The 25,681-nt window shown below is 40.4% G+C and carries 19 protein-coding genes and 1 pseudogene; 8 read left to right on the forward strand and 12 right to left on the reverse strand.

The window, feature by feature from the left end; translation table 11 throughout:
• Window positions 1–131 precede the first annotated feature (131 nt).
• Genes NXX38_RS24505 through NXX38_RS24515 form a run of 3 tightly spaced genes read left to right on the forward strand, consistent with a single transcriptional unit; the run spans window position 132 to window position 2,488 of the window.
• Window positions 132–1,049, forward strand: a complete 918-nt coding sequence (locus NXX38_RS24505) for a DUF2157 domain-containing protein (RefSeq protein ID WP_258981489.1) — start codon at window positions 132–134, stop codon at window positions 1,047–1,049.
• Window positions 1,033–2,004: a DUF4401 domain-containing protein gene (locus NXX38_RS24510; protein ID WP_258981491.1), complete on the forward strand. Its 972-nt coding sequence runs from the start codon at window positions 1,033–1,035 to the stop codon at window positions 2,002–2,004. Before NXX38_RS24505 ends, NXX38_RS24510 begins: the two co-directional genes overlap by 17 nt.
• Window positions 1,991–2,488 carry a GDYXXLXY domain-containing protein gene (locus tag NXX38_RS24515; protein WP_258981493.1) on the forward strand — a complete coding sequence of 166 codons (498 nt, stop codon included), beginning with the start codon at window positions 1,991–1,993 and terminating at the stop codon, window positions 2,486–2,488. The genes NXX38_RS24510 and NXX38_RS24515 overlap by 14 nt, the downstream gene beginning before the upstream one ends.
• Window positions 2,489–2,725: 237 nt before the next feature.
• Here the strand turns inward: NXX38_RS24515 and NXX38_RS24520 are convergent, their stop codons facing one another.
• From NXX38_RS24520 to NXX38_RS24550, 7 genes and pseudogenes are all read right to left on the reverse strand, one after another.
• The gene (locus NXX38_RS24520) at window positions 2,726–3,856 is read right to left on the reverse strand and encodes an OmpA family protein (RefSeq protein WP_258981494.1); all 1,131 of its coding nucleotides are present in this window, start codon (window positions 3,854–3,856) and stop codon (window positions 2,726–2,728) included.
• Between the two features lie 110 nt (window positions 3,857–3,966).
• Window positions 3,967–6,849, reverse strand: coding sequence for a DUF4988 domain-containing protein (locus tag NXX38_RS24525; RefSeq protein ID WP_258981496.1), 2,883 nt, complete (start codon window positions 6,847–6,849; stop codon window positions 3,967–3,969).
• A 376-nt stretch (window positions 6,850–7,225) separates the two neighbouring features.
• Window positions 7,226–8,164 (reverse strand): site-specific integrase, encoded by a 939-nt coding sequence (locus NXX38_RS24530; protein WP_117935966.1) that lies wholly within the window; start codon window positions 8,162–8,164, stop codon window positions 7,226–7,228.
• A 449-nt stretch (window positions 8,165–8,613) separates the two neighbouring features.
• Complete coding sequence (locus tag NXX38_RS24535; protein WP_258981498.1) at window positions 8,614–11,232, reverse strand: DUF4988 domain-containing protein; 2,619 nt, start codon at window positions 11,230–11,232, stop codon at window positions 8,614–8,616.
• Between the two features lie 374 nt (window positions 11,233–11,606).
• Window positions 11,607–12,544: pseudogene (locus NXX38_RS24540) on the reverse strand (tyrosine-type recombinase/integrase).
• A gap of 162 nt (window positions 12,545–12,706) precedes the next feature.
• Window positions 12,707–14,344 carry a chaperonin GroEL gene (gene groL / locus NXX38_RS24545; protein WP_148364615.1) on the reverse strand — a complete coding sequence of 546 codons (1,638 nt, stop codon included), beginning with the start codon at window positions 14,342–14,344 and terminating at the stop codon, window positions 12,707–12,709.
• A 40-nt stretch (window positions 14,345–14,384) separates the two neighbouring features.
• Window positions 14,385–14,657 carry a co-chaperone GroES gene (locus NXX38_RS24550; RefSeq protein WP_004314007.1) on the reverse strand — a complete coding sequence of 91 codons (273 nt, stop codon included), beginning with the start codon at window positions 14,655–14,657 and terminating at the stop codon, window positions 14,385–14,387.
• A gap of 244 nt (window positions 14,658–14,901) precedes the next feature.
• Here NXX38_RS24550 and NXX38_RS24555 point away from each other — a divergent pair, with 244 nt between their 5' ends.
• Window positions 14,902–15,948 carry a L,D-transpeptidase gene (locus NXX38_RS24555; RefSeq protein WP_258981500.1) on the forward strand — a complete coding sequence of 349 codons (1,047 nt, stop codon included), beginning with the start codon at window positions 14,902–14,904 and terminating at the stop codon, window positions 15,946–15,948.
• Between the two features lie 400 nt (window positions 15,949–16,348).
• On the opposite strand, the gene NXX38_RS24560 is transcribed toward NXX38_RS24555, so the two are convergent.
• From NXX38_RS24560 to NXX38_RS24570, 3 genes are all read right to left on the reverse strand, one after another.
• A complete protein-coding gene (locus NXX38_RS24560) occupies window positions 16,349–17,056 on the reverse strand; it encodes a DUF5039 family protein (RefSeq protein WP_148364613.1) in 708 nt (235 codons plus the stop codon).
• Between the two features lie 59 nt (window positions 17,057–17,115).
• Window positions 17,116–17,664 carry an NUDIX hydrolase gene (locus NXX38_RS24565; protein WP_148364612.1) on the reverse strand — a complete coding sequence of 183 codons (549 nt, stop codon included), beginning with the start codon at window positions 17,662–17,664 and terminating at the stop codon, window positions 17,116–17,118.
• A 71-nt stretch (window positions 17,665–17,735) separates the two neighbouring features.
• Window positions 17,736–17,909 carry a hypothetical protein gene (locus NXX38_RS24570; RefSeq protein ID WP_004301069.1) on the reverse strand — a complete coding sequence of 58 codons (174 nt, stop codon included), beginning with the start codon at window positions 17,907–17,909 and terminating at the stop codon, window positions 17,736–17,738.
• Between the two features lie 140 nt (window positions 17,910–18,049).
• On the opposite strand from NXX38_RS24570, the gene NXX38_RS24575 reads away from it, so the two are divergent.
• The 4 genes from NXX38_RS24575 (at window position 18,050) to hydF (ending at window position 23,331) form a co-directional block, all read left to right on the forward strand.
• Entirely contained in the window at window positions 18,050–19,519 is a 1,470-nt protein-coding gene (locus NXX38_RS24575; RefSeq protein WP_148364611.1) for a 4Fe-4S dicluster domain-containing protein, read from the forward strand.
• A complete protein-coding gene (gene hydE / locus NXX38_RS24580) occupies window positions 19,500–20,576 on the forward strand; it encodes a [FeFe] hydrogenase H-cluster radical SAM maturase HydE (RefSeq protein WP_258981503.1) in 1,077 nt (358 codons plus the stop codon). Before NXX38_RS24575 ends, hydE begins: the two co-directional genes overlap by 20 nt.
• Window positions 20,577–20,626: 50 nt before the next feature.
• On the forward strand, window positions 20,627–22,048 hold the full coding sequence (gene hydG / locus NXX38_RS24585; protein WP_258981504.1) for a [FeFe] hydrogenase H-cluster radical SAM maturase HydG: 1,422 nt from the start codon (window positions 20,627–20,629) through the stop codon (window positions 22,046–22,048).
• Between the two features lie 92 nt (window positions 22,049–22,140).
• On the forward strand, window positions 22,141–23,331 hold the full coding sequence (hydF, locus tag NXX38_RS24590; RefSeq protein WP_258981506.1) for a [FeFe] hydrogenase H-cluster maturation GTPase HydF: 1,191 nt from the start codon (window positions 22,141–22,143) through the stop codon (window positions 23,329–23,331).
• 69 nt (window positions 23,332–23,400) lie between these two features.
• On the opposite strand, the gene hisS is transcribed toward hydF, so the two are convergent.
• Entirely contained in the window at window positions 23,401–24,765 is a 1,365-nt protein-coding gene (hisS, locus tag NXX38_RS24595; RefSeq protein WP_148364982.1) for a histidine--tRNA ligase, read from the reverse strand.
• A gap of 164 nt (window positions 24,766–24,929) precedes the next feature.
• A complete protein-coding gene (locus NXX38_RS24600) occupies window positions 24,930–25,610 on the reverse strand; it encodes a zinc metallopeptidase (RefSeq protein ID WP_148364608.1) in 681 nt (226 codons plus the stop codon).
• Between the last annotated feature and the right edge of the window lie 71 nt (window positions 25,611–25,681).

Below are 25,681 nucleotides of genomic sequence, written 5' to 3' on the forward strand. Positions count from 1 at the left end.
AAAGTATGACTTACTATTATTGCTAATCGCAATAAGGTAAGTCATACCTTTTATAGTCTATTTTATAGTCTATCTTGAAGTGGAAATCATTTTATTTTCTTATGTTTGCAATTATCAAAAAGTAAAAACACATGGAAAAGCCCGACCTTTCGCCTTTATCCCGACAAGCTCTACATGCAGATAAAAAACAGTGGAATCAATTCCTTTCTATTTTTTTATTGGCAGTGGGCGTTGGCTTTACAGTGGCAGGCATCGTCTTCTTTTTTGCTTATAACTGGGATGAACTACCTAAATTTGCCAAATTAGGAATGGTAGAAGTATTATTAGTAGTCTCTGTCCTGCTCGCTACATTTACCCGTTGGAGTAAGCTCGTCAAACAAATTCTCCTCACCGGAGCTACATTTCTGATAGGTACGCTTTTCGCTGTCTTCGGACAAATTTACCAAACAGGGGCCGATGCTTACGATCTCTTTCTGGGATGGACTCTTTTCACCATTCTCTGGGCGATTGCTATCCGCTTCGCTCCGTTATGGCTGACGTTCATCGGATTACTTTGTACTACGATATGGCTGTATAATATACAAATTGCCGGCTATGGCTCTTGGGAAATAACTCTATTGGGTAATGCAGTAACCTGGATATGTGCCGTGGCAACTATTATTACGGAATGGATGAGTGCAAAAGGTCATTTGAACAGAAACAATCGTTGGTTTGTCAGTCTTCTTTCGTTGGCTACCATTCTACACACCAGCTTTCTGTTAATGGCGGCCATCTGTGATGATTATACCATATTATCTGTTCCTCTCATAACTACTGTCCTTCTATTCGCAGCGGGACTTTGGTACGGATGGAAAGAAAAGAGTCTGTTCTATCTCGCTATCATTCCTTTTGCCACATTAATGATTTTATTGACTACATTCATATCTAAAAGTGATCTTAGGGATGTTCAGATATTCTTCTATGGAGGAATTATTGTCATCACCGGGACAACTTTACTTATTTACATCATTCTTCATCTAAAAAAGCAATGGTATGGCACAGAAGCATAACCTCACTATTCAAGTCGTATCCATTATCGGGGGAATCCTGACGGCTATTTTCTTTCTGGGATTTCTGGCACTTGCCAGAATCATTCAATCCGAGATTTCCAGTCTGATTATAGGAATTTTGTTAATCATTACTACGTTAACAATCAGCCGCGTCGTTGTCCGGCCTTTTCTGGATGCGATGAACATCACTTTATATATAGCAGGATGCGTATTGGCAGGCTTTGGCATGAGTGCTAATATTCATGCCCTCTTCTTTATACTTATAATAATCAGTATACTCACTTTCTTTTTATCAAGAGGATTCATTCTCCCCTTTCTTTCAGTCATTCTGTTTAATATATCTTTATTTGGAGAAGTTGCCTATGTCTTTTCTTCATTTTATCCCCTGCAAATAGCAGTAATCCCTATCCTCGGAGCATTTCTATTTATCAATGCTTTCGAAAAGCTGTTTGAGGGTACAGAGACGAAAAATTACTTTTCCAAATACAGACCATTTCATGCCGGTTTATTTGTATCCAGTATCGTCTCACTGGGAGGATTATCAATCAGTTATCTGGTATCGGAAACAAATAACTGGCTCGTATCGGGCATATTGTCCGTTTATATATGGGTAGGACTTCTCATCGTGATTCAACAAATCATACAGGTCATGAAAGGGGATAATCCTGTGAATCAGGTTGGTATCTATATTCTTTGTATTATCATTTGTCTGCCTACCGTATTTGCTCCTTATTTATCCGGTAGTTTGCTACTGATTTTAATATGTTTTCATTATGGTTATAGAGCAGAGTGTGCCGCTGCACTCCTTCTCTTTATCTATGCCGTTTCCAAATACTATTATGATTTGAATTTGAGCCTGCTCACCAAATCCATTACGCTTTTCTTCATCGGAATTGCATGTATTACAGCTTGGTATTTCTTCACTCAAAAAAGAACAAGACATGAAAAAATATAGCCGAATATTGATTATCGTAAACCTGATACTGTTACTAGGGTATTTCAACTGGTCGGTTTATAAGAAAGAGCAGATCTTGAAAGACGGACGGTTGGTTTTGTTACAGTTAGTTCCTGTCGATCCCCGCTCTCTTATGCAAGGAGACTATATGAGACTTAACTACCAGGAAGCCTCATCAGCTCCGGTAGACGATCAAACTGCCAAACGCGGTTATGCCGTACTTCGAACTGACAGTAATCAGGTAGGAGAAATAGTGCGACTGCAAAACGCTTTAGAACCTGTAAACAGTGATGAACTGGTCATCAAATATAAAATAGTACATTACCGGCTCTTCCTCGGTGCCGAATCTTTCTTCTTCGAAGAAGGACAGGATACCCTTTATCAAAAAGCCATGTATGGCGGACTGAAAGTGAATGATAAAGGACAAAACTTACTTGTAGGACTGTATGATAAGGAGTTTCATCGTATTCAATCCGATAAATAAATAATAATGAGAAAGCCCGGACTTTCACAAGCCCGGGCTTTCCATACTCTCAAAACATCTCCTTAATCTATAGGGAAATAAGGGACTAGCAAATTGGTTCTAGTGCAACAAGGAGATGCTATGAGATTTAAAAGGGATACCTGTGGGAAATAAGGGAGGTATCCCTTTCGAAGAACAGTTCTTTGGATGGAATACTTTCACAAGCATCACCGCCCACCTGTTTCCTCTAATTTCATTTTATTCTGTTATACAAATACTTACACGATTCTCTTTAGGAGTAGAATAAGGTTGTACCGTATCCCCCTTGAAGTCAACTATAATTCTGTCAGCAGCAATTCCTTTAGATTTCAATGCTTCAGCGACATTCTTAGCACGAGCTTCAGACAACTTTGAATTAATTCTTGCATTACCGGTATTTACATCTGCATAACCAGTAACATTCACCTTAGTCACAGGATATTTCTTCAAGTATTCAATAAGAGCAACAATCTTCGACTGTTGGTCATTTTGAATACGGGCAGAATTCAAAGCAAAAAAGATGTCCTGTTTCATAGGCTCTGATATCGTTGTTTCTTTTTTTAATTCCGGTTGTCCTTCAACTGCTACCTTCTCCGGTTGCTCTACCACAGGTAGTGTTGAAACAGACTCTTCAGGTTCATTCGAAATTATAGTCGTCTTTCTATAACTCTTTCCTAATGTAAAAGATAGTCCCACCAACCCATTGAATTGCCAATCAGCATTAACTCCTTTTTTAGAGTTGAATTTATCTGATAACATATTAGTGTTTACTTCCAAATTAATAGCGACATGATCGTTTAGGCGAAGATTTGTTCCCAAACCGATACGCCCTGCGATATAGAGCTTCTTACCCGTCCATAAACGTTGAAGTTTATATCCACTAGCATTCAGATTCACAGCCTCATCGTTGTCAAAAGCACCATTCAAACCCGCACCTAGAAAAAGATACGCATTGAAAAAGCGTTTTGGATTAAAACCACAATACAAATTGTCCAAATCAAGCATTGCATCCACACTGCCCTGCAAATATTTATATGTATAGGTAATATCCGGATTCACCCAACCACCTTTAGCTTGCCAACCACTTACCGCTGCCCGAACACCGAACAATGGAGTAAATTTATATCCTAAAGCTATAGCCAAGGATGGAGATACCAAATCTCCTAAGTTTGTCTCCCCCAAAGTATAAGCGCCACCGCCTTGTGCAGACAGAACCCAATGCGGACTGAATACTGTCTTTCCTTCGTCTTTTGATAAAGCTTGCTGCTTTATATCGTCGGACTGCCAGGCAAAGACATCACTAGCGCACATCAGAATCGTAACTAACAGAATGTGATATTTAATCTTCATGTTTATATCTAATTTCAATTCAAAACAGAGGACGCTCCGTTTATCTTTCTGGAACGTCCTCCGCAAATTATATGAAGTATACTTTTACAAGGTTACTTCGTTGTTTCAAGTTAGTTAGTCAAATTAACAGGAATGTAACATTCTACCACAGATAAGTCTGTAAATGTAACAGTTGCTTTCACTTTAAATACGAGGTCTTTTGCTAATGTAGTACCTTCATTTTGCCAAGTAACAGTACCTGTAGACTGATCTACGCTCAAAGTAGAGCCAGAGGTCAACTGTGAAGTAAAGTCAGTCCATGTCTGATCTTTAACCGGTTCATACTTCACACTAACGATAGATGTTGTCAATTTATAAGTATCTGTAGCTACCTTACTCAATTCCAGTTTTTTAGTCGTAGTTGAGTAAGAATATATATTCTGCTTAGAATTGTCGATGACAAGAACTTGTGGCATAGTTTCTCCTGTATTCTTACCGATAGCGTTGCCATTAATAGATATTGATTTAGCATCACCTGCAACAAACGGATTAACGAATACAACATTATAATTAAAGTTACACTCTTCATTATTATTCAAAGTCACTTTATAATTCATCTGTTTCACAATTTCCGGTTCGGTCATTGCAGCAGATAATTTAAGTAGCTGATCAGTATTGAATGATCCTGATGGAGTTACTCCTGTTGCATCTTTCCAATTGAAAGAAATAGCTTTCGTATTATTAACATCGGCATAATACGTGAAGATATCTTTGCCATCAATCAATTTGAAATGCTCTGAAATCTTAGAAGACATTTCCCAATGTCCGTTAGCCATCTGTCCCTTAACAACGATACAGTTTGCATGACCGTTATAGTTGTCAAAATGATAGTTCGGATTATATTCATAAGCAACACAAGCTTCTTTCACATAGAATATCTGTTCAAGAACAATGTCACCATGTGAATTATCATTGGAAGGAATGATGATCTTAACCGAGTATTTAGCTCCCTTACCATCAACATCTTTATAAGTGTTCTGGGTCTTGATTACGTCATTGATACCCACCTTAATAGCAGACGTCTTAGTAGCATCACTATTCAACTTGATGTTAAGAAGTATACCATCGGTATTAATTACTTTATCAGTTTCTTGTTTAGCCTCTTCACTGATAAGTGTTACTTCCTGACCACTCTTATTAACAACAGTAACCAATACATTATATTTATGTTCCTGACCACCATAATAATTCCAGAATGTAGTAGACGTCAATTTTGCAGTACCATAAATCTTATTGTTAATAGCCTGATAATCCATATTGACATTATCAAGATCATATTTATTAGTAAATGCGTTTTGATCAGCTTCTAACTTATGATAATCGGCAGCTTTAGGTTCAGACATCTTAATTGTTCCATAATCAGGCTTTTCTCCCGGATTAGGATCTTCTGCTGTAATTTCCAGTTTGATGTATGAAGAAGCAACCAGTTTCTTCTGTCCACTATTACTTGTAAGGAAAGCGTCTACTCGTACAACCGGAGTACGTCCGATAGCCGGAGTTCCGTTCACCACTTCTGGATTCACCATGATTGTACCATTTTCAAGAGGATTTTCTCCGTCTTTCGATTTGTCTTTCACGATAAACCATTGTTGGTTTGTCTTTTCGTCATCATTAGCCAAGTACTCTTTAGGTATAGTGAATTCATAGCTCATACCTTTAAAATCCAGTGCAGCCAACCAATTGTCTTTTTGATTAGAATATAATCCAACATAATCTTTCAAATTGATTGTAGATGTATACTTAAATGCAGCATTTGCATCTGCAGTTAATTTCACGAATTTTTGAATAAAGGCACTTGTCTCACCGTCTTTGAATGAAGTGGATATGCTGCGCTTATAGAATGTTGTCGCTTCATCATCTCCTGCTTTTGTTTTCACACTATCAGCAAGCACAAGATCAATCTCTGTTGATGTAGCATATACATAATCAGAAGTCAATGGCACTTGACCATACCATGCCTGCAAAGCAGCGATATTATATTCTGCATTTTGCGCCAATGCAGCCGGGTTGATTGTTGCTCCAATCACAACAACACCGTCAGCCACTTTCTTCTCATCTACATTCAGTAACACTGTTCTGTCACCTGTTGCACGAGTTGTAACCTTGCGATCAATGAAGCCAAATACAGTCTTTCCATCTACATTTGCATCTTCCGGATTCAAACGGTAATTCATTGCTACCACATTCGATTTACCCCAATCTGACAAATTGGTAAATTCACCAGTGGCAGTATTGTATTTAGTTTCATCCAAATAGTTTTTGATGTGATAGAAAGGTGCACTGGTAGTTGCATAAGGAACATCCTTACTTACTACATCAGGCATGAATGCTATAGAAGACAAAGAAATACCAGAAGTGAGGTCAATTGTCACACCGTCGGGTGCTCCTTCAACTCCTTGAAGAGTCAACACATTACCATTAAGAATAGCTGTCATTCCACCTTCAGAAGTAGTTTTCCAACTAATATCAGTTGTTTCTACGAATTTACCATCCTGATAAATATCGAATTTTCCAGTTTCTTTGTTAGGTACATAGTATTTACCATTTGCACCGGGTGCACCTGAAGGACCTGTTGCTCCCGTAGCTCCAGTTCCACCATCCACTCCGACAGCTTTGTATTGGGTCTTCGTTCCATTCTTATACCAATAACCATCTTTCTCACCAATAGTCCAGACATCAGCATCTGTACCATTCTTACCATTAGTACCATTTTTCAGTTCATAGCTTTTGCCATCACTAAGCGTCACAGTAATCCCGTTTTCTCCTTTCGCGACATTTGTTATAACGGAACCGCTGTTAACCTTTGCCTGCAACTCCTCGAGTGACACTTTTACAGCGTCAATCTGTGTTTGCAGATTGTCGATGTCATCATCGTAGTCCTTACAACCTACATAGGTGACAGTAGAAAGTGCCAACGCCCCGAAGAACATCACTTTTACAAATTTTCTTTTCATAACTACTTAAAAATTACATTAATAATATATTATTAAACACTAAGTTTCAATAATAGCATGCCCGTTACTCTGTAGGTAACAGAGAAACCTTTGTGCCTGCTCTTCTGGAGTAGTCAATACTGAAAAAATGATACCAAATGTGATGAAACTTTTTTACCCCTGCTTCTGAAAGGCAGTAGAGGGGAAGGAAATCTTTTGCAAAATTTAGAAGTTAACAAAGCCCTAATACAAAGAATCCGCGTGTTTTATTTGTTCTAGTTCTACTTTTGAATGCTTTATTAGAAAAAATGTGTGATTTCGTTTGGTTGTTTTAAGAAATATGCTCATATTTGCACCGATATTCATTCCCGTTACCTACAGAGTAACAGAATAATTTTCAAGCACTTACACCTGTCACAGAACGCTTCACAAAATCAAGAACTTGCTTATTTGCTTCATCAATTTTCTTATTCCTGAAAGGTTTCAGATAGGTTTCAGTGACGGTGATAGACGAATGTCCCATCGCTTCAGAAATAATACCCGGATGAATTTCACAATAATAAGCCGTCGTAGCCCAGGTATGACGGGCGGTGTACGAACTAAGTTTATCTCCCAATCCGAGCAATTCACCCAATAACATCAGCTGCTGGTTAAAGCTGCGTAATGCAAGCTGATATTCGCGATAAGCCTCTTTGGTTCCTTCACGACTTCTCAACAACGGAAATAAATAAGGAGAAGAAGAATCACGATTCATGTATTTCTTTACCAAAGCCATTGCTTCCGGAGTCAATGTCACCGACAATGGGCGCCCGGTTTTACGTCTACGATACGTTATTACATTATCGCGCAAATCACTCTTACGCAAATAAGCAAGATCGACAAACGGCATACCACGAAGCGAAAACATCAAGATGAATAGCTCCTGCGCCTGATATACCGCTAATGGTACACCCGATGCACGAGATAATTTAGTAAACACCTTCTTCATATCCTCATCACCCAACGCACGTTTATGGTCAGCTCGCGTCCCGGTATAAACCGAACGAAACAAATGAGGAACATAAGGAGCCTTCTGAAGATCGACCGCACGATTGTAAACCGCACGAAAGGTCCGTAAATAGGTGGAAACGGTGTTCCAACTACATCCACGACTACGAAGATATACTTCGAACCCTTTCAACCACTCCGAAGTCACTTCACTAAAAACAAAATCTTTTTTCCCACGATAAGCAATGATGGCATTCAGACTACTACGATAAACATGTGCAGTCCCAAAGTTTCCCTCCATCTGTAACCCAGTGGCTACCTGCTTCATAAATGCTAGTACTTTCAACATCTCATAATTTATTAATAATTTAGACGATAAATATACGAGTATTATCCCATCAATGGAAATACCTCGCATGAACAAACAAAGGAAACGGCTAAGATGTTCCAAAGACAAAAGAGTACAAAAAGCCCGGACTTTCGCAAGCCCGGGCTTTCTATACTCTCAAAACATCTCCTTAATCTATAGGGAAATAAGGGACTAGCAAATTGGTTCTAGTGCAAATAAGAAGATGTAATGAGACAAAAAAAGGGATACCTGTGGGAAATAAGGGAGGTATCCCTTTCTAAAAGACAGATATTTAAAGGATATACTTTCACAAGCATGATCTCTTCCATCTGTCTCTCAACATATTCTTTTCAAAGGATTTATTATCCCATATTTCAATCTGTAAAGAGAAGGCATCCTTAGTCCTAAAAGAATTAAGATGCCCTCAATTATTAGTTCATTAATCTAAGTTACTTAATCACTTCAACATAGATTGATGTAGTCTTCGTTTTACCCCACTTATCAGTGATCTTAACATCTACTTTACAAACTGGAGGAGTTACAATACCTGTTGCAGAAGGATTCTTAGATATAGTAACCTTGTTATCTTTCTTACCGTCTTCTGATTCAACTCCTGTAAACTTCTTGTCAGATACCGCCAGATAAGTTTCAGCATTCTTATCTGCTAATGCAACTTCAACTTTAACTATTCTATCATCGTCAAATTTATAGATAGCACCATAAACATCCTCTTTCTTGAATTCACTCTCCAATATATCTATAGAACGACCACCATCAACTTCGAATGGATTATCCTTAGTTCCTATAACTTTATCATCTATCTTCTTCGCATATTCGAAATTACCTTCAAAGATTTCAGATTTTATTGTCAGATTAAATTCGTCAACAATAGCATTCAGACGAGGATTTCCGAACGGTGCATAAGTTACAGTTATCTTACGGCCCATGTAAGCACCACCATATGCAGGGGAAGGTTCAACTGATATATCTCCATTGCTAGTGCCTTGACTTTCCAACCATTGTTTTCCTTCCTTCTCATCCGCCTCATCTTCTGGTATTGCTTCATTGAATGCAACAAATGAATTAATAAGCTCTTCACCTTCAAGTATAGAGTTAGCTTGATACAAAGAGTAAAGATTATAAGAAATAGTCTTCGTTTCTACTCCATTCGCATATACCTTACCATATGCAGTAGCATCATTACCCTCAAAGTAAGCATCTGCACGCTTAAAGACAAACAACTTGTCATCCTGCTGATCTACAGTAATCGTAAATGTAGTTTCATACAAATATTGATTACCCAAATCTACTCCTTCTCCTGTGTAATCCTTATTCTTAAACTTCACAGTTGCAGTATGAGGTACAGCAGCAACATGCTCTTTGTCGAATTTAGCTCTGATTACATATTTAATAATAGACTTATCATCCAGTTCTTGAACATCTTCACCTTTTGCATTGAGACCAACTAAAGATAATTGAATACTATTTTTAGTTTCCTCATCTCCATATTCCAGATCTTTCTCTCCATTGATTGTTACCTTTCCACCAGTATATTCTATTTCAGAATCAATACCACTAATATATTTCTTAATTTCATCTACTGAAGGACCAACAATTTCAGATTCTGCCGTTAGCTTCTTATCATCAACAACCCAAGTCATATCTTTAATTTCAGCAGGTTTTGCTACATAGGTAAATGTCAGAGTCAATGAAACAGGCTCATCAACTCCTTCAGTACTAAGATAGTGAAGAACAACAGGCAATTCACCTTCTTTATTTGCAAGAATCGTATTCTTCTCTTTATCAAATGTGGCATCTACCTTCTTGGCATCTGCTTCTTTAACCTCATAATAATAAGCTACTACTTTATCCAAATTGTCATTGCCAACTAATTCATCCAGATTATAAGTCGTTTTAATAGGCAGAGATTCAGGATTAGTAAAATCAACACTTGGTGCTCCTTCTATAGCATTGACTGTTATACCATACTGTGAAATGATTTCATTGCCCCATGCATCTTTTGTTGTAAATGCATATGCAGTTTCAGAATCAAAATCCTTTAATGTATTATAATCTACTTCATCTGCAAATTTGAGAGTCAAATCATAAATTCCCTTATTTGCTGTAGCTTCAGGTTCTTCTGCTGCACGAGTCAAAGCATTTTCACTAAAATTGTCTCCAATACTAGCAACAACAAAGTTAGTATTACCTTTGGAATCTGTCAAACCGATTTCATAGGCTTGAATATCCGCAGCTTTCAAATTCACAGGGTTAATCAATGCATGGATCATGCTACCCCCTCTAGCAACAAGTAAATCTCCTTTCTTCTTGAAAGTTTTGTTTCCATTGAATTCAATATCCTTTTTAGCTTCACCATAGTATAAAGTAGCCTCCGCCTCTGTAGAGCCTAAATCAACAGTACCATCTGCTTTTACACCAAGTACACTCATGCTAGTGATACGAGCAGCTTTCGGCATAGAAACCTTTTCCCATTCTTTTGTCTCCTTATTGAAAACATTCAATACCCAAACCAATGAATTGTTAGGATCAGCAGTTACATAAATATCAGAAGCGGCTTTAATATCTGTTTCTACAGGCTTTTGAGATGCAGCATCCCAAACAATCCAGTTACCATTTTCTGAAATTTGTGGTGCATATCCATCCTCACCATCTTTGCCTGGTTCACCTTTACCCGGTTCACCGTCATCTCCTTTATCACCTTTCTGTCCTTCAGAACAAATGCCACTGTCTTTCCCATCAATAATCCAATTCTTTGTAGTAGGATCAATCTCAATCTTTGTACCACTTGCCCCTGCAGCACCACTTACGATAGAATAACTCTTACCATCATTAAAAGTTATTTTAAATCCATCAGTAATTGGTTCTACAGCGGTTACCCATTTACCTTCTTTCACAAAATTCTGTAACTCGGCAATGCTAGCTTTGTTTGCGTCAATCTGTGTCTGCAGATTGTCGATGTCATCATCATAGTCTTTACAGCCTACATAGGTGACAGTAGAAAGTGCCAACGCCCCGAAGAACATCACTTTTACAAATTTTCTTTTCATAACTACTTAAAAATTACATTAATAATATATTATTAAACACTAAGTTTCAATAATAGCATGCCCGTTACTTTATAGGTAACGGAAGAACCTTCGTGCCTGCTCTTCTGGAGTAGTCAATACTAGAAAACGATATAATATGCAATGAAACTTTTTAACCCCTATCTCAAGGAAAAGGTAGAGGGGAGGGAAATCTTGTGCAAAATTTAGAGGTTAACAAGCCCTAATACAAAGAATCCACGTGTTTTATCTGCTTGTGTTCTCCTTTTGAGTGCTTTATTAGAAAAAATGTGCGATTTCGTTTGGTTGTTTTAAGAAATATGCTCATATTTGCACCGGTATTTATTCCCGTTACCTATAAAGTAACAGGCTATTTATCAAGCGGTTAATCCACAAATAGACCGCTTAACAAAATCAACTACCTGCTTATTGGCTTCATCAATTTTCTTATTCCTGAAAGGCTTTAAATACGTTTCAGTCACAGTGATAGAAGAGTGCCCCATCGCTTCGGAAATAATACCCGGATGAATCTCACAATAATAAGCTGTCGTAGCCCAGGTGTGGCGCGCAGTATAGGAACTCAACCTATCACCCAATCCCAACAATTCGCCCAACAACATCAACTGACGGTTGAATGTGCGCAATGCCAACTGGTACTCACGATAAGCTTCCCGAGTACCTTCACGGCTTTTCAACAAAGAAAACAGATAAGGAGAAGAACTGTCACGATTCATATACCTCTTTACCAAAACCATCGCTTCCGCGGTCAGTGTCACAGACAAGGTGCGTCCTGTCTTACGCCTGCGATACGTAATCACATTATCACGTAAATCACTTTTACGCAAATAGGCGAGATCGACAAATGGCAAACCACGCAATAAAAACATTAGGATAAAGAATTCCTGTGCCTTACGCAGCGACTGCGAACAAGGTAAAGTCTGTGACAACTTGACAAATACCCTCTTTATATCCTCATCACCCAACGCACGTTTATGATCGGCACGAGTGCCTGTATAAACAGAACGGAACAGGTGAGGAATATAAGGTGCCTTACGAAGATCAACGGCACGGTTATAAACTGCACGAAACGTGCGCAAATAAGTGGAGACGGTATTCCAGCTACAACCACGACTACGAAGATGTACTTCAAACCCTTTTAACCACTCCGGATTCACCTCATCAAAGGTGAAATCCTCTTTCCCACAATAAGCAATGATGGCATTGAGACTGCTACGGTATACATGAGCAGTACCAAAGTTTCCCCCATCTGTAGCCCACGGGCTACTTGCTTCATAAATGTTACTACTTTCAACATCTCACGATTTATTAATAAATTAGACAATAAATATAGGAGTATTTCAACAATCGAACAAATTGAAGGCAGAGATGTTGCAGGAATACCAAAAAAAGAACCACCTCCCCTATCAGGGAAAGTGGTTCTTATCCTTAATTATATATTTCTAAGCGAAAGTCGGAATTACATCATTCCGCCCATGCCTCCCATTCCGGGAGCACCCATCGGCATTTCTGGCTTATCTTCCTTCTTTTCTACGATTACACATTCAGTAGTCAGGAACATACCAGCGATAGAAGCTGCATTTTCCAAAGCTACACGAGCAACCTTAGCAGGGTCTACTACACCGGCAGCGTGCAAGTTTTCGTAAATATCCAGACGAGCATTGTAACCAAAGTCACCTTTGCCTTCACGTACTTTCTGAACAACTACCGCACCTTCTTTACCAGCGTTAGCAACGATCTGACGAAGTGGCTCTTCGATAGCACGCTTGATGATTTCAACACCGGTTGTTTCGTCAGCATTGTCACCCTTCATATTTTCGATAGTGTCGATTGCACGAATATAAGCTACGCCACCACCCGGGATGATACCTTCTTCGATAGCAGCACGAGTTGCACGCAAAGCATCGTCCACGCGGTCTTTCTTTTCTTTCATTTCTACTTCAGAAGCAGCACCTACATAGAGAACAGCCACACCACCTGACAATTTAGCCAGACGTTCCTGCAATTTCTCACGGTCATAGTCAGACTTAGTTGCTACAATCTGTGCTTTGATCTGTTCGCAACGTTCCTTGATGCTGTCTTTGTTACCTGCACCGTTTACAACAGTTGTATAGTCTTTAGTAACTGTAACTTTGTCAGCAGTACCCAACATTTCGATGGTAGCCTGTTCCAGTTTCAAACCTTTTTCTTCGCTGATAACAACACCACCTGTCAGGATAGCGATATCTTCCAGCATTTCTTTACGACGGTCACCGAAACCCGGAGCTTTCACAGCACAAATCTTCAATTGAGAACGCAGACGGTTTACTACCAATGTAGTCAACGCTTCGCTATCTACATCTTCTGCAATGACCAACAGCGGACGACCTGTCTGTACAGCCGGTTCGAGGATAGGCAAGAAATCTTTCAGGTTAGAAATCTTCTTGTCATAGATCAGGATGTAAGGTTTCTCCATCTCACATTCCATCTTTTCCGTATTTGTCACGAAGTAAGCTGACAAATAGCCACGGTCGAACTGCATACCTTCTACTACACCGATAGTAGTATCTGTTCCTTTTGCTTCTTCGATAGTGATCACACCGTCTTTAGAAACCTTACGCATAGCGTCAGCAATCAATTTACCGATTACCGGGTCGTTATTTGCAGATACAGTGGCAACCTGTTCGATCTTGTCATAGTTGTCACCTACAGTTTCAGCCTGATCCTTGATTGATTCTACCACTTTGGCAACGGCTTTGTCGATACCACGTTTGATATCCATCGGGCTAGCACCGGCAGTTACGTTTTTCAAACCTTCAGCTACGATAGCCTGTGCAAGAACGGTTGCAGTAGTTGTACCGTCACCGGCATCGTCACCTGTTTTAGAAGCAACTTCTTTTACTAACTGTGCACCAGTATTCTGGTAAGCATCTGACAATTCGATTTCCTTTGCCACTGTCACACCATCTTTTGTGATGTGCGGAGCACCGAATTTCTTCTCGATGATAACGTTACGTCCTTTCGGGCCCAGAGTTACTTTTACTGCATTTGCCAAAGCATCGACACCTTTTTTCAATTGGTCACGGGCATCGATATTGAATAATATTTCTTTTGCCATTTCTTTATTTACTATTTAAAGATTTATTTACTATTATTAATTAACCCAAAACAGCGAGAACATCGCTCTGACGCATGATCAGATATTTAGTACCTTCAACGTCAAGTTCTGTTCCGGCATATTTACCATAAAGAACTGTATCGCCTACTTTCAATACCATTTCTTCGTCTTTCGTACCGTGACCTACTGCCACAACTTCACCCTTCAAAGGTTTTTCTTTTGCTGTATCAGGGATAATGATACCACCAATTGTTTTTTCTTCTGCAGGTGCAGGGAGGATAAGCACTCTGTCTGCTAATGGTTTAATGTTCATAGTTACTTGTTATATTTTAGTTATACATTTAATAGTAGATGTTATCCGCCATTTTTCAGGCGGAACGCTAAAGTTATTGCGAAAAGCGTGCCAAAGTAAATAAATGATTCTTTGTCAGAATTTGACTGACAAAATGACTGACAACTTGCATTGTATGGCAAAAAAGTATATTTGTCTCCCACTTTTTAAACAAAACAAAAGGATTATTCCTTATAATGACGTATATTCGTAAACGAACCATCAAATGCACTGTATAAATAATATGAATAGAATAGCATCCGGCCTCATCATCGCCTCTTGCGTTTTCTACTCCTGCACTTCGCGTTCAGGAGAGATTCCTCCTGTACACGGACAACAAACAGACTCGCTGTTGCAAGATACAATAGTTAGACCCGAAGTTAAACCAGTTGATAAAAAACTCACAGCAGAGCAGATACAAATCACTAAAGATTTGTTGTACGACCAATATACATTGGATGATATCTATCCTTATAAAGACACTACCCGGCAGTTTCAATGGGATAAAATCAAAGAACAGCTGGCCTTACTCGAAAATATACAGTTGCAGCCTTCCACGTGGGCAATTCTCCAGAATTACAAAAACAGGAATGGAGAAGCGCCACTGGTGAGAAGTTTCAAAAGAAATGCTTACGGACGAGTGGCAGATACACTCGGTATAGAACGTTATCAATCCGTTCCACTTTATTTGCTGACTGACACATTGGTACCCGAACGTTACGGGCAGGATGGAGAACTGACCCGTTTCATCGAAAATGGAGAAAAATTCATTAAAGCAGAACCGGTGTTTACCGGAGATGAATGGATGATTCCTAAAAAGTATGTCAAAGTAATCGGAGATACGGTTGTTTTTAACAAAGCTATTTTCATAGACCGCCACAATCAGAACATCACTTCTCTCGAACGTAGCGGAAAAGGTCAATGGGTGGTTCGCAGTATGAATCCTTCCACTACGGGACGTCATCTGCCGCCATATGCACAGGAAACTCCGTTAGGTATGTTTGTTTTACAGGAAAAGAAAGTAAAGATGGTATTTTTAAAAGACGGTTCGAAAGAAACGGGAGGTTATGCGCCTTATGCCAGCCGTTTCACAGATGGGGCCTATATCCATGGAGTACCGGTCAATGCTCCCCGCAAGACGCAGATTGAATATAGTCCGTCGTTGGGAACGACACCGCGTTCGCATATGTGTGTACGAAACGCGACTTCCCACGCCAAGTTTATCTATGACTGGGCACCTGTAAATGAGACTATTATTTTTGTATTGGAATAGCGCTGAACAAACATACATCCCTGTTCGAATCCTCACTATCTATCGTTCAAAGTATTATTAGAAAACTTCTTTTCGATAAGGAGAGAACTTACTTTCCCTACCGGGCAAAGTTACTTCCCCTTTACTTCAATCTATAAACGCAAGTTGCGTTTATAAAAACGGAAGTTTCATTTATATAAATGCAAGTTGCAATTTTATAAACAAAAGTTGCGTTTATAGATTACCCTATAACCTTAATAAGTTTACTTCCCATGCAAAGGAAGTTTGCATAGGGAGAAAAGAAACTTTTCTATATATACTTGAGGGGAAAGATAAAGAGGCCTGAACTTTTCAGTCCAGACCTCCAGCATAAAAAGGGATTATCCCGTATTATCTTATCAAGCGTGTGTAAAATTCTCTTTTATTTCTCTTCAGTCTCATTCAAGCCATACTTTGCTCTCGTTATATTCCGTACAAGTTCTCTCTGCACACTTTCCAATGCACTTATTTCTTTCTGCATCAACTCCAAAGCAGAACCTTTCTGCAATAAATAAGACCGTTCTGAATATTTTATAAAAGAAGTAGGAACTTCCTGTTTTTCTTCCTTATAATGGGCAATTACATGCCGCAAGGCCTCCGATCTATATTTGCAGATCGCTTTTCGTTCGGCGTAATATAAATCTTTATAAGAATTTTCTTCGCTTCTCAACTTTTTCCAAAAAGCTGCAAAGGCTGCAGATACAGCATCTTTCTGCTCCTTGGTCACTGCTTCAGTCTGTTTCTTCTTGAGATCCCTATATTCCTTATATGTATTTAAAAACTTATCCAACTCGTCTTTTGCAGCCTTATGCTCCAACCGGAAAGTTTCCAAAGAAGCAGGACGCTCATATTCGACAACCTGTTGCAGATAAGGCAAATCGTTCCAACTTATATATTTATTGTTTGCTTCACAGTAATCCGCGTAAGCCGCTGCAAGCTGCCAACTATATTCTTTTGTCTTTTGACTCAATTCCTCGTTGATGGCAGACAAGTTCTTTTCCATCTCTTTCAAGTCCTGCGCTGATGCCGTTTGCATACTTCCCCATCCGGAGAGAAACAAACAAAAAATACTCCATAAAACTGTTTTCATAATAAAATGATTTAATTTTTCTCCAAAGTTATTATTTCTCTACAGAATTCCAAACACAATTACAGATTTGCGATATATTTCCATAATGGAGCAGCATTCAGTGCTTGCATAATTTCGTTCTTATCTAGCAGGCTTCTCACTTCTTCCAATGTGAGCAGATGTACAGTGATATCTTCAGTATCTTCAAGATGTTGATGATCTATCAGTTCTACGTCTGTGGCAAGAAAGCAGTAGGTCAGATTGGTATGAGTGCTCGGATTAGCGGAAATCACCATATACTCTTGCCAGTTTCCTTTTCCATAGCCCGTTTCTTCCCACAATTCACGCTGGGCGGACACCAATGGCGAAGCATCTTCCTTCTCGCAGACACCGGCACACAGTTCATAACAAGTTCGTTCGATTCCCGGACGGTACTGGCGGACAAAAACGAATTTACCGTCTTTGGTAATGGCAATGGTATTTACCCAGTCGGGATACTCAAGGATATAATATTCGGGGATATGGTTACCATTGGGAAGTAGCATATCTTCGCAACGCACAGTCAGCCATGGACGGCGAAATAAATATTTGCTACTCACCGTTTTCCAAGCTTTATTCTTTTCTTCCATAAGGTCTGTTTTTTCTTCCGGCAAAAATACAAATTTCCTCCGGATTATCCTATCCTTCCGGTTGCTTGTTTTTATTCGTCCGTGTCGATACAAGTGATCTCTATCTCATGTATCTGCTCCAGATATTTTTTGGTAGAGCTTACCAAAGAACTTCCCATGTAGAATAAAAACATCAGGCTGATAATAACCATTAATGCACCAATCATGGCAAAACGACTGCGCTGTTCAAAAATACTGCTATTCATAACTCTGCCTCCTCTTATTTTTTGTCCACCACAAAGATAGCACGCGAAGGCTACAAAAAAGTTACAAGAATGTTTCAAAAAACTTAAATATTGAAATAGTGTTCGTATCTTTGCACCAACTAACAACCTTTTATTACAATATGGCATTTACGAATAATATTATGATTGTCCGGCATAAATTGCTGGCGGACCTTGTCAGACTCTGGAAAAACGATGAATTAGTGGAAAAGATAGACCGGCTCCCGATTGAGTTGAGTCCACGAAAATCAAAACCTGTAGGACGTTGTTGTATACACAAAGAACGTGCGGTGTGGAGATACAAGACTTTTCCCTTGATGGGTCTGGATATGACAGACGAACACGACGAAGTTACCCCGCTTTCCGAATATGCACGACTGGCATTGAGCCGCCCCGAACCGGAAAAGGAGAATATCATGTGCGTCATCGATGAGGCCTGTTCTTCCTGCATACAAATCAATTATGAAATAACCAACCTTTGCCGCGGATGTGTGGCACGTAGCTGTTATATGAACTGCCCCAAGGATGCGATACGTTTCAAGAAAAACGGTCAGGCAATGATTGACCATGACACGTGTGTCAGTTGCGGTATTTGTCACAAAAGTTGTCCTTATCACGCTATTGTATATATTCCCGTACCTTGTGAAGAATCTTGTCCGGTAAAGGCTATCAGTAAAGATGAACATGGTATAGAATATATTGATGAAAGCAAATGTATCTATTGCGGAAAATGCATGAATGCTTGTCCGTTCGGTGCTATCTTCGAAATCTCGCAAACGTTCGATGTATTGCAACGGATCCGGAAAGGAGAAAAGATGGTTGCCATCATTGCTCCATCTATTTTGGGACAGTTCAAGACTTCCATCGGACAAGTATACGGTGCTTTCAAAGAAATAGGATTTACCGATGTGATCGAAGTGGCCGAAGGCGCCATGTCAACCACTAGCAATGAAGCTCACGAGTTGTTGGAGAAGTTGGAAGAGGGGCAGAAGTTTATGACAACTTCCTGTTGTCCTTCTTATATCGAACTGGTAGAGAAACATATTCCGGATATGAAACCTTATGTTTCTACCACCGGATCACCGATGTACTATACCGCACGGATTGCCAAAGAAAAGCATCCGGATGCTAAGATTGTATTTGTCGGTCCTTGCGTAGCAAAACGAAAAGAAGTACGCCGCGATGAAGCTGTGGATTATATCCTGACGTTCGAAGAAATCGGTTCGATTCTCGACGGGCTGGACATTCAGCTGGAACAAATGCAGGAGTTCTCCGTATTACATACTTCCGTTCGCGAAGCACACGGATTTGCACAGGCAGGTGGTGTGATGGGAGCTGTCAAAGCTTATCTGAAAGAAGAAGCGGAGAAAATCAATGCGATACAAGTGTCGGACATCAATAAAAAGAATATCGCTCTGCTGCGTGCCTGTGCCAAGACGGGAAAGGCTGCCGGACAGTTTATTGAAGTGATGGCATGCGAAGGAGGATGTATCACCGGACCAAGTACGCATAATGACATTGTTTCGGGACGTCGCCAACTGGCACAAGAGCTGCTCAAACGGAAAGAGAGCTATGAAACAATGGATCGATAAACTACGACAGGAAAGAACACTGACACCGGAAGAATTCCGGCAACTGTTGACCGGATGTGACGCAGAAACTCTGCGTTACATCAATAAACAGGCGCAGGAAGTCACACTCCTCCACTTCGGAAACAAAATTTATATCCGCGGACTGATTGAAATCAGCAACTGCTGCCGGAATAACTGTTATTACTGTGGTATTCGAAAAGGAAATCCGAATATCGAACGTTACCGGTTAAGCCGGAAGAGTATACTGGACTGTTGCAAACAGGGCTATGAACTGGGATTCCGCACCTTTGTATTACAAGGAGGAGAGGATCCTGCACTGACAGACGATCAGATAGAAATGACCGTCGCCCGTATCAGACAGGAGTATCCGGATTGTGCCATTACGCTGTCGCTCGGTGAAAAATCACGTGAGGCATACGAACGTTTCTTCCGTGCCGGAGCCAACCGTTATCTGTTACGTCACGAAACTTATAATGAGTTGCATTACCGGCAACTGCATCCGGCGGAATTGTCCGGCAAACGACGTCTGCAATGTTTAGCGGATTTGAAAGAGATCGGTTATCAGACAGGAACCGGAATTATGGTCGGCAGTCCGGGACAAACAGTAGAGCATATCATTGAGGATCTATTGTTTATAAAAAAGCTCCGCCCGGAAATGATTGGCATCGGACCTTTCCTGCCGCATCATGACACGCCTTTTGCAGAACATCCCAGCGGAACGGTGGAACAGACGATTCTTCTATTATCCATCTTCCGCCTGATGCATCCGTCCGCATTGATTCCGGCAACAACAGCTCTTGCCACTCTCATTCCTGATGGCAGGGAACGGGGTATTTTAGCAGGTGCCAATGTGGTTATGCCCAACCTGTCTCCCCGGGAGGAGCGAAGAAAATACGAATTATACAATGACAAAGCTTCACTCGGAGCGGAATCTGCCGAAGGGCTGGCTGCCTTACAAAAGCAGTTGAATGCCATCGGTTACGAGATTTCTACCGAAAGAGGCGACTTTAAGCGCACCACAGACTGCACAGATTCACAAAGATTTATTTCGGATTAAATCTTAATCTGTGATATTCGGGCAACTCATGGTGAAAAAACAGAAAATATATGATATACCAAAAAGATTCATCAAAAGCAGAAGAGTTTATCCATCATGAAGAGATTCTGGATACGCTGGAATATGCGCAGAAGAATAAGGATAACCGTGTCCTGATTGAACAACTGATTGAAAAAGCTGCTCTGTGCAAAGGACTGACGCACCGGGAAGCAGCCGTTCTGCTGGAATGTAACCAACCTGACCTGATAGAACGTATCTTTCATCTCGCCAAAGAAATCAAACAGAAGTTTTACGGCAACCGCATTGTCATGTTCGCACCACTTTATTTATCAAACTATTGCGTAAATGGTTGCGTATATTGTCCGTATCATGCTAAAAACAAAACGATTACACGCAAGAAGCTGACGCAGGAAGAAATTCGCCGGGAAGTGATTGCCTTGCAGGATATGGGACATAAGCGGCTCGCTCTTGAAGCGGGTGAACATCCGTCACTAAATCCGATAGAATATATTCTGGAATCTATTCAAACGATTTACAGTATCAAACATAAAAACGGAGCTATCCGCCGCGTAAACGTAAATATCGCAGCCACTACAGTAGAAAATTATCGCCGATTAAAAGAGGCAGGTATCGGTACGTATATCTTATTCCAGGAGACTTATCACAAGGACAACTACGAAGCACTTCATCCCACCGGCCCCAAGAGTAATTACGCCTATCACACCGAAGCGATGGACCGTGCCATGGAAGGGGGAATCGATGATGTAGGTATTGGTGTGCTTTTCGGTTTGAATACTTATCGGTATGATTTTATCGGATTGTTAATGCATGCCGAACATCTGGAAGCCAAATTTGGTGTAGGTCCTCATACAATCAGCGTGCCGCGTATCTGTTCGGCGGACGACATTGATGCGGGAGATTTTCCGAATGCAATCTCCGATGAGATATTCAGTAAGATTGTAGCTGTTATCCGTATGGCCGTTCCTTATACGGGAATGATTATTTCCACACGTGAATCACAAGAATCACGTAAAAAGGTGCTCGAATTGGGTATCTCACAAATCAGCGGCGGTTCACGCACCAGTGTAGGCGGATATGCTGAAACAGAATTACCCGACCATAATTCCGCGCAATTTGACGTAAGCGATACCCGGACATTGGACGAAGTGGTCAACTGGTTGCTCGAACTCGGATATATCCCCAGTTTCTGTACTGCCTGTTACCGGGAAGGACGGACAGGCGACCGTTTCATGTCATTAGTAAAATCCGGCCAGATAGCCAACTGTTGCGGCCCCAATGCACTGATGACCCTGAAAGAGTATCTGGAAGATTATGCTTCCGAAGATACCCGCCAGAAAGGATTAGAATTGATTCTAAAAGAAACAGACCGGATCCCCAACCCCAAAATCAGGGAAATAGCTATCCGAAACCTCAAAGCCATAGCCGCAGGGCAAAGAGATTTTAGATTTTAAATAATACGCCAATGTGTCAATGTGCTAATATGTCAATTAGTTCATTCATGCGCAGCCAATTGGCACATTTGCACATTAAAAAATTATTAATTATGAACTTAACAGATACTCCAAATGCAAACAGACTTCATATAGCCCTTTTCGGTAGACGAAACTGTGGTAAATCTTCTCTTATCAATGCATTGACAGGACAGGACACCGCCCTCGTTTCAAATACTCCGGGAACGACTACCGACCTTGTATCCAAAGCTATGGAAATTCAAGGTATTGGTCCGTGTTTGTTTATAGATACTCCGGGGTTCGATGATGAGGGAGAACTGGGGGAGCTGCGTATCAGCCGGACTTTAAAGGCTATCGAGAAAACGGATATTGCATTGCTACTATGTGGAGACACTACTTTTTCTCATGAAAAGGAGATGCTGGCATTATTGAAAGAGAAAAATATCCCTGTCATTCCGATATTGAACAAAATAGATATACGAGAAAATAGCGATAGCTTAGCTACGTATATTGAGAACGAATGTAAAATACGCCCATTACTTATCAGTGCCAAAGAAAAGACAGGAATTGAACAGATCCGGCAAGCCATTCTCGAAAAACTACCTTCAGATTTCGGTCAACAGAGTATCACCGGGGAGCTTGTTACAGAAAACGACCTTGTACTTCTGGTCATGCCGCAGGATATTCAGGCTCCTAAAGGCAGACTGATTCTGCCCCAAGTGCAGACTATCCGCGAATTGTTGGATAAGAAATGTCTCGTAGTGACTTGTACCACTGACAAGTTTTCGGCAACCCTGCAAGCTCTTGCCCGTCCCCCGAAATTAATCGTCACCGATTCACAGGTCTTCAAGACTATTTATGAACAGAAGCCAAAGGAAAGTGAACTAACCTCTTTCTCTGTGCTTTTCGCTGGATATAAAGGTGATATTCATTATTATGTAGAAAGTGCAACTGCCATTGAAGGACTAACGGAATCGTCACGTGTACTGATAGCGGAAGCTTGTACACACGCTCCCCTTTCAGAAGATATAGGAAGAGTGAAACTTCCCCGTTTGTTACGGAAACGAATTGGAGAGAATCTGCAAATTGATATGGTAGCCGGAACCGACTTTCCACAGGACCTGACTCCTTACTCTCTCGTTATCCATTGCGGAGCATGTATGTTCAATCGTAAATACGTACTTAGCCGTATTGAACGCGCGCGGGAGCAACATATTCCTATGACGAATTATGGAGTGGCAATTGCTTTCCTCAATGGCATACTAGATCAAATAAAGTATTAAATCCCAGTCAAAAAAAGAGAGTCCGGTGTAATACCGAACTCTCACAATATATAGTAAATTATTAACTGCTTATTTCTTCACAACAGCAATCAGCTCCTCTGCTGAAACAAGATTCTGTTCTCCTGTCTCCATATTCTTCAGCATTGCTTTGCCTTCGTTCATTTCATTCTCACCGACAATAGCTACAAACGGAATATTCTTTGCATTGGCATAACTCATCTGTTTCTTCATCTTGGATGCATCCGGAAAAATCTCTGCACGAATACCTGCAGCACGCACTTTAGCCAGAATTGCCATAGAGAAAGCTGCCTCCTTTTCACCGAAGTTGATAAACAGAATTTCTGTTCCATTTACAGCTTCTTTCGGATAAAGATCGAGTTGGTTCAATACATCGAAGATACGGTCTGCACCAAAAGAGATACCTACTCCCGACACTCCTGCCATACCGAATACTCCGGTCAGATTATCATAACGGCCACCTCCTGTGATACTGCCAATCTGCACATCCAATGCTTTCACTTCAAAGATAGCACCTGTATAATAGTTCAGTCCGCGAGCTAGTGTCAGGTCAAGTTCGATTTCATTCTTCAAGCCCATTGCTTCCAATGTATTCAGGATAAATTCGCTTTCTTCCACTCCCTTCAATCCTACTTCACTGGCTGATAATACATTTTTCAATGTTGCCAACTTTTCCGCATTCGTACCGCTAAGAAGAATAATCGGCTGCAACTTGGCAATAGCCTCATCACTGATCCCCTTCTCTTTCAGTTCGGCATTTACATTATCCAAACCGATCTTATCCAGTTTATCAATCGCTACGGTAATATCGACAATCTTATCTGATTCACCTATAATTTCAGCGATACCGGAAAGAATCTTACGGTTGTTAATCTTAATACATACTCGAATATTGAAACGACTGAAAACAGTATCGACAATCTGCATCAATTCCACTTCATTCAGTAATGAATCACTTCCTACAACATCAGCATCGCATTGATAAAATTCACGATAGCGTCCCTTCTGCGGACGGTCGGCACGCCATACCGGTTGAATCTGATAACGTTTGAACGGGAAAGTGATTTCATCACGATGCATCACCACGTAGCGGGCAAAAGGTACTGTCAAATCATAACGCAAACCTTTCTCACAGAATTTGCTTGCCAGTTTGGCAGCATTACGGCTTAACAATTCTTCGTCAGTAATCCCGGAAAAATAATCTCCTGAATTCTGAATCTTAAAGAGTAGTTTATCCCCTTCATCGCCGTACTTTCCCATCAGTGTAGAAAGCATCTCCATCGAAGGAGTCTCTATCTGCTGAAATCCATACAAATGATATACGTCACGAATCGTATTGAATATATAATTACGCTTCGCCATTTCTACCGGCGAAAAGTCACGAGTTCCTTTAGGAATACTTGGTTTTGCTGCCATCATATTACTGTTTATAATTTTAATTGTGCAAATTTACTGCAAATTTCCGAGCAATGCTTACATATACTAAAAAAATCCTCCATAGTCTTCGGAAAGACTGCGGAGGATCTCTTTTTATTTTATAGAAGGAAGCTGGCAAACCTGCCTTTTCCCTCTTTCATTTCTTAGTCTCTTCTACCCATGAAGATCATGATGTAGTAAACCAATGTAGCCAGTGAACCTAATGCAGCAACTACATACGTATAAGCAGCAGAACGAAGAGCATCTTCAGCCTGTGCATGATTATACGAATTAGTAATGCCGGATGAGCTCAACCATACCAATGCACGTTTACTTGCATTGATTTCCACCGGCAGCGTGATAAAGCTGAACAGGGTAGTCATGGCGAACAGGATAATACCTGCCAGCAATAACTGCGGGAAAGAGTTTACCAGCAAGATACCACCCAACAATACCCACGTCATAATGGAAGAAGCAAAGTTCACAACCGGAACCAATGCACTACGCATTTTCAACGGAGCGTACATACGTGCATGCTGCACAGCGTGTCCACATTCATGAGCCGCTACGGCAGCCGCCATAATGCTGTTACTTTCATACACTCCTTCACTCAAATTCACGGTTTTGTTAGTAGGATTGTAGTGGTCGGTCAATCGTCCCGGCGTATGTGTAACCTGTACATCATAAATTCCATTGTCATGCAACATCTTCAAAGCAACATCGCGTCCTGTCATTCCGTTTCCTGTAGGAATCTTAGAGTACTTCTTGAATTTGTTTTGCAAATTCATCTGCACCAGCCAACTGACAACAGCGATTCCTATAAATAATACCCAATAAGACATCATATACTTTTCAATTTTAATTATTACTCTATATCTCTGAAACAAATTGTTTGCCAAAAATAAGGGGAAACTAC

This window comes from Bacteroides sp. BFG-637, assembly GCF_024793605.1.
GTDB lineage: Bacteria > Bacteroidota > Bacteroidia > Bacteroidales > Bacteroidaceae > Bacteroides > Bacteroides vicugnae.

Bases quoted from the DNA above. Each gene is read 5' to 3' on its own strand.
- NXX38_RS24505 (WP_258981489.1), top strand. From the start codon at position 132: ATGGAAAAGCCCGACCTTTCGCCTTTATCCCGACAAGCTCTACATGCA.
- NXX38_RS24510 (WP_258981491.1), top strand. From the start codon at position 1,033: ATGGCACAGAAGCATAACCTCACTATTCAAGTCGTATCCATTATCGGG.
- NXX38_RS24515 (WP_258981493.1), top strand. From the start codon at position 1,991: ATGAAAAAATATAGCCGAATATTGATTATCGTAAACCTGATACTGTTA.
- NXX38_RS24520 (WP_258981494.1), bottom strand. From the start codon at position 3,856: ATGAAGATTAAATATCACATTCTGTTAGTTACGATTCTGATGTGCGCT.
- NXX38_RS24525 (WP_258981496.1), bottom strand. From the start codon at position 6,849: ATGAAAAGAAAATTTGTAAAAGTGATGTTCTTCGGGGCGTTGGCACTT.
- NXX38_RS24530 (WP_117935966.1), bottom strand. From the start codon at position 8,164: ATGTTGAAAGTACTAGCATTTATGAAGCAGGTAGCCACTGGGTTACAG.
- NXX38_RS24535 (WP_258981498.1), bottom strand. From the start codon at position 11,232: ATGAAAAGAAAATTTGTAAAAGTGATGTTCTTCGGGGCGTTGGCACTT.
- groL (WP_148364615.1), bottom strand. From the start codon at position 14,344: ATGGCAAAAGAAATATTATTCAATATCGATGCCCGTGACCAATTGAAA.
- NXX38_RS24550 (WP_004314007.1), bottom strand. From the start codon at position 14,657: ATGAACATTAAACCATTAGCAGACAGAGTGCTTATCCTCCCTGCACCT.
- NXX38_RS24555 (WP_258981500.1), top strand. From the start codon at position 14,902: ATGCACTGTATAAATAATATGAATAGAATAGCATCCGGCCTCATCATC.
- NXX38_RS24560 (WP_148364613.1), bottom strand. From the start codon at position 17,056: ATGAAAACAGTTTTATGGAGTATTTTTTGTTTGTTTCTCTCCGGATGG.
- NXX38_RS24565 (WP_148364612.1), bottom strand. From the start codon at position 17,664: ATGGAAGAAAAGAATAAAGCTTGGAAAACGGTGAGTAGCAAATATTTA.
- NXX38_RS24570 (WP_004301069.1), bottom strand. From the start codon at position 17,909: ATGAATAGCAGTATTTTTGAACAGCGCAGTCGTTTTGCCATGATTGGT.
- NXX38_RS24575 (WP_148364611.1), top strand. From the start codon at position 18,050: ATGGCATTTACGAATAATATTATGATTGTCCGGCATAAATTGCTGGCG.
- hydE (WP_258981503.1), top strand. From the start codon at position 19,500: ATGAAACAATGGATCGATAAACTACGACAGGAAAGAACACTGACACCG.
- hydG (WP_258981504.1), top strand. From the start codon at position 20,627: ATGATATACCAAAAAGATTCATCAAAAGCAGAAGAGTTTATCCATCAT.
- hydF (WP_258981506.1), top strand. From the start codon at position 22,141: ATGAACTTAACAGATACTCCAAATGCAAACAGACTTCATATAGCCCTT.
- hisS (WP_148364982.1), bottom strand. From the start codon at position 24,765: ATGGCAGCAAAACCAAGTATTCCTAAAGGAACTCGTGACTTTTCGCCG.
- NXX38_RS24600 (WP_148364608.1), bottom strand. From the start codon at position 25,610: ATGATGTCTTATTGGGTATTATTTATAGGAATCGCTGTTGTCAGTTGG.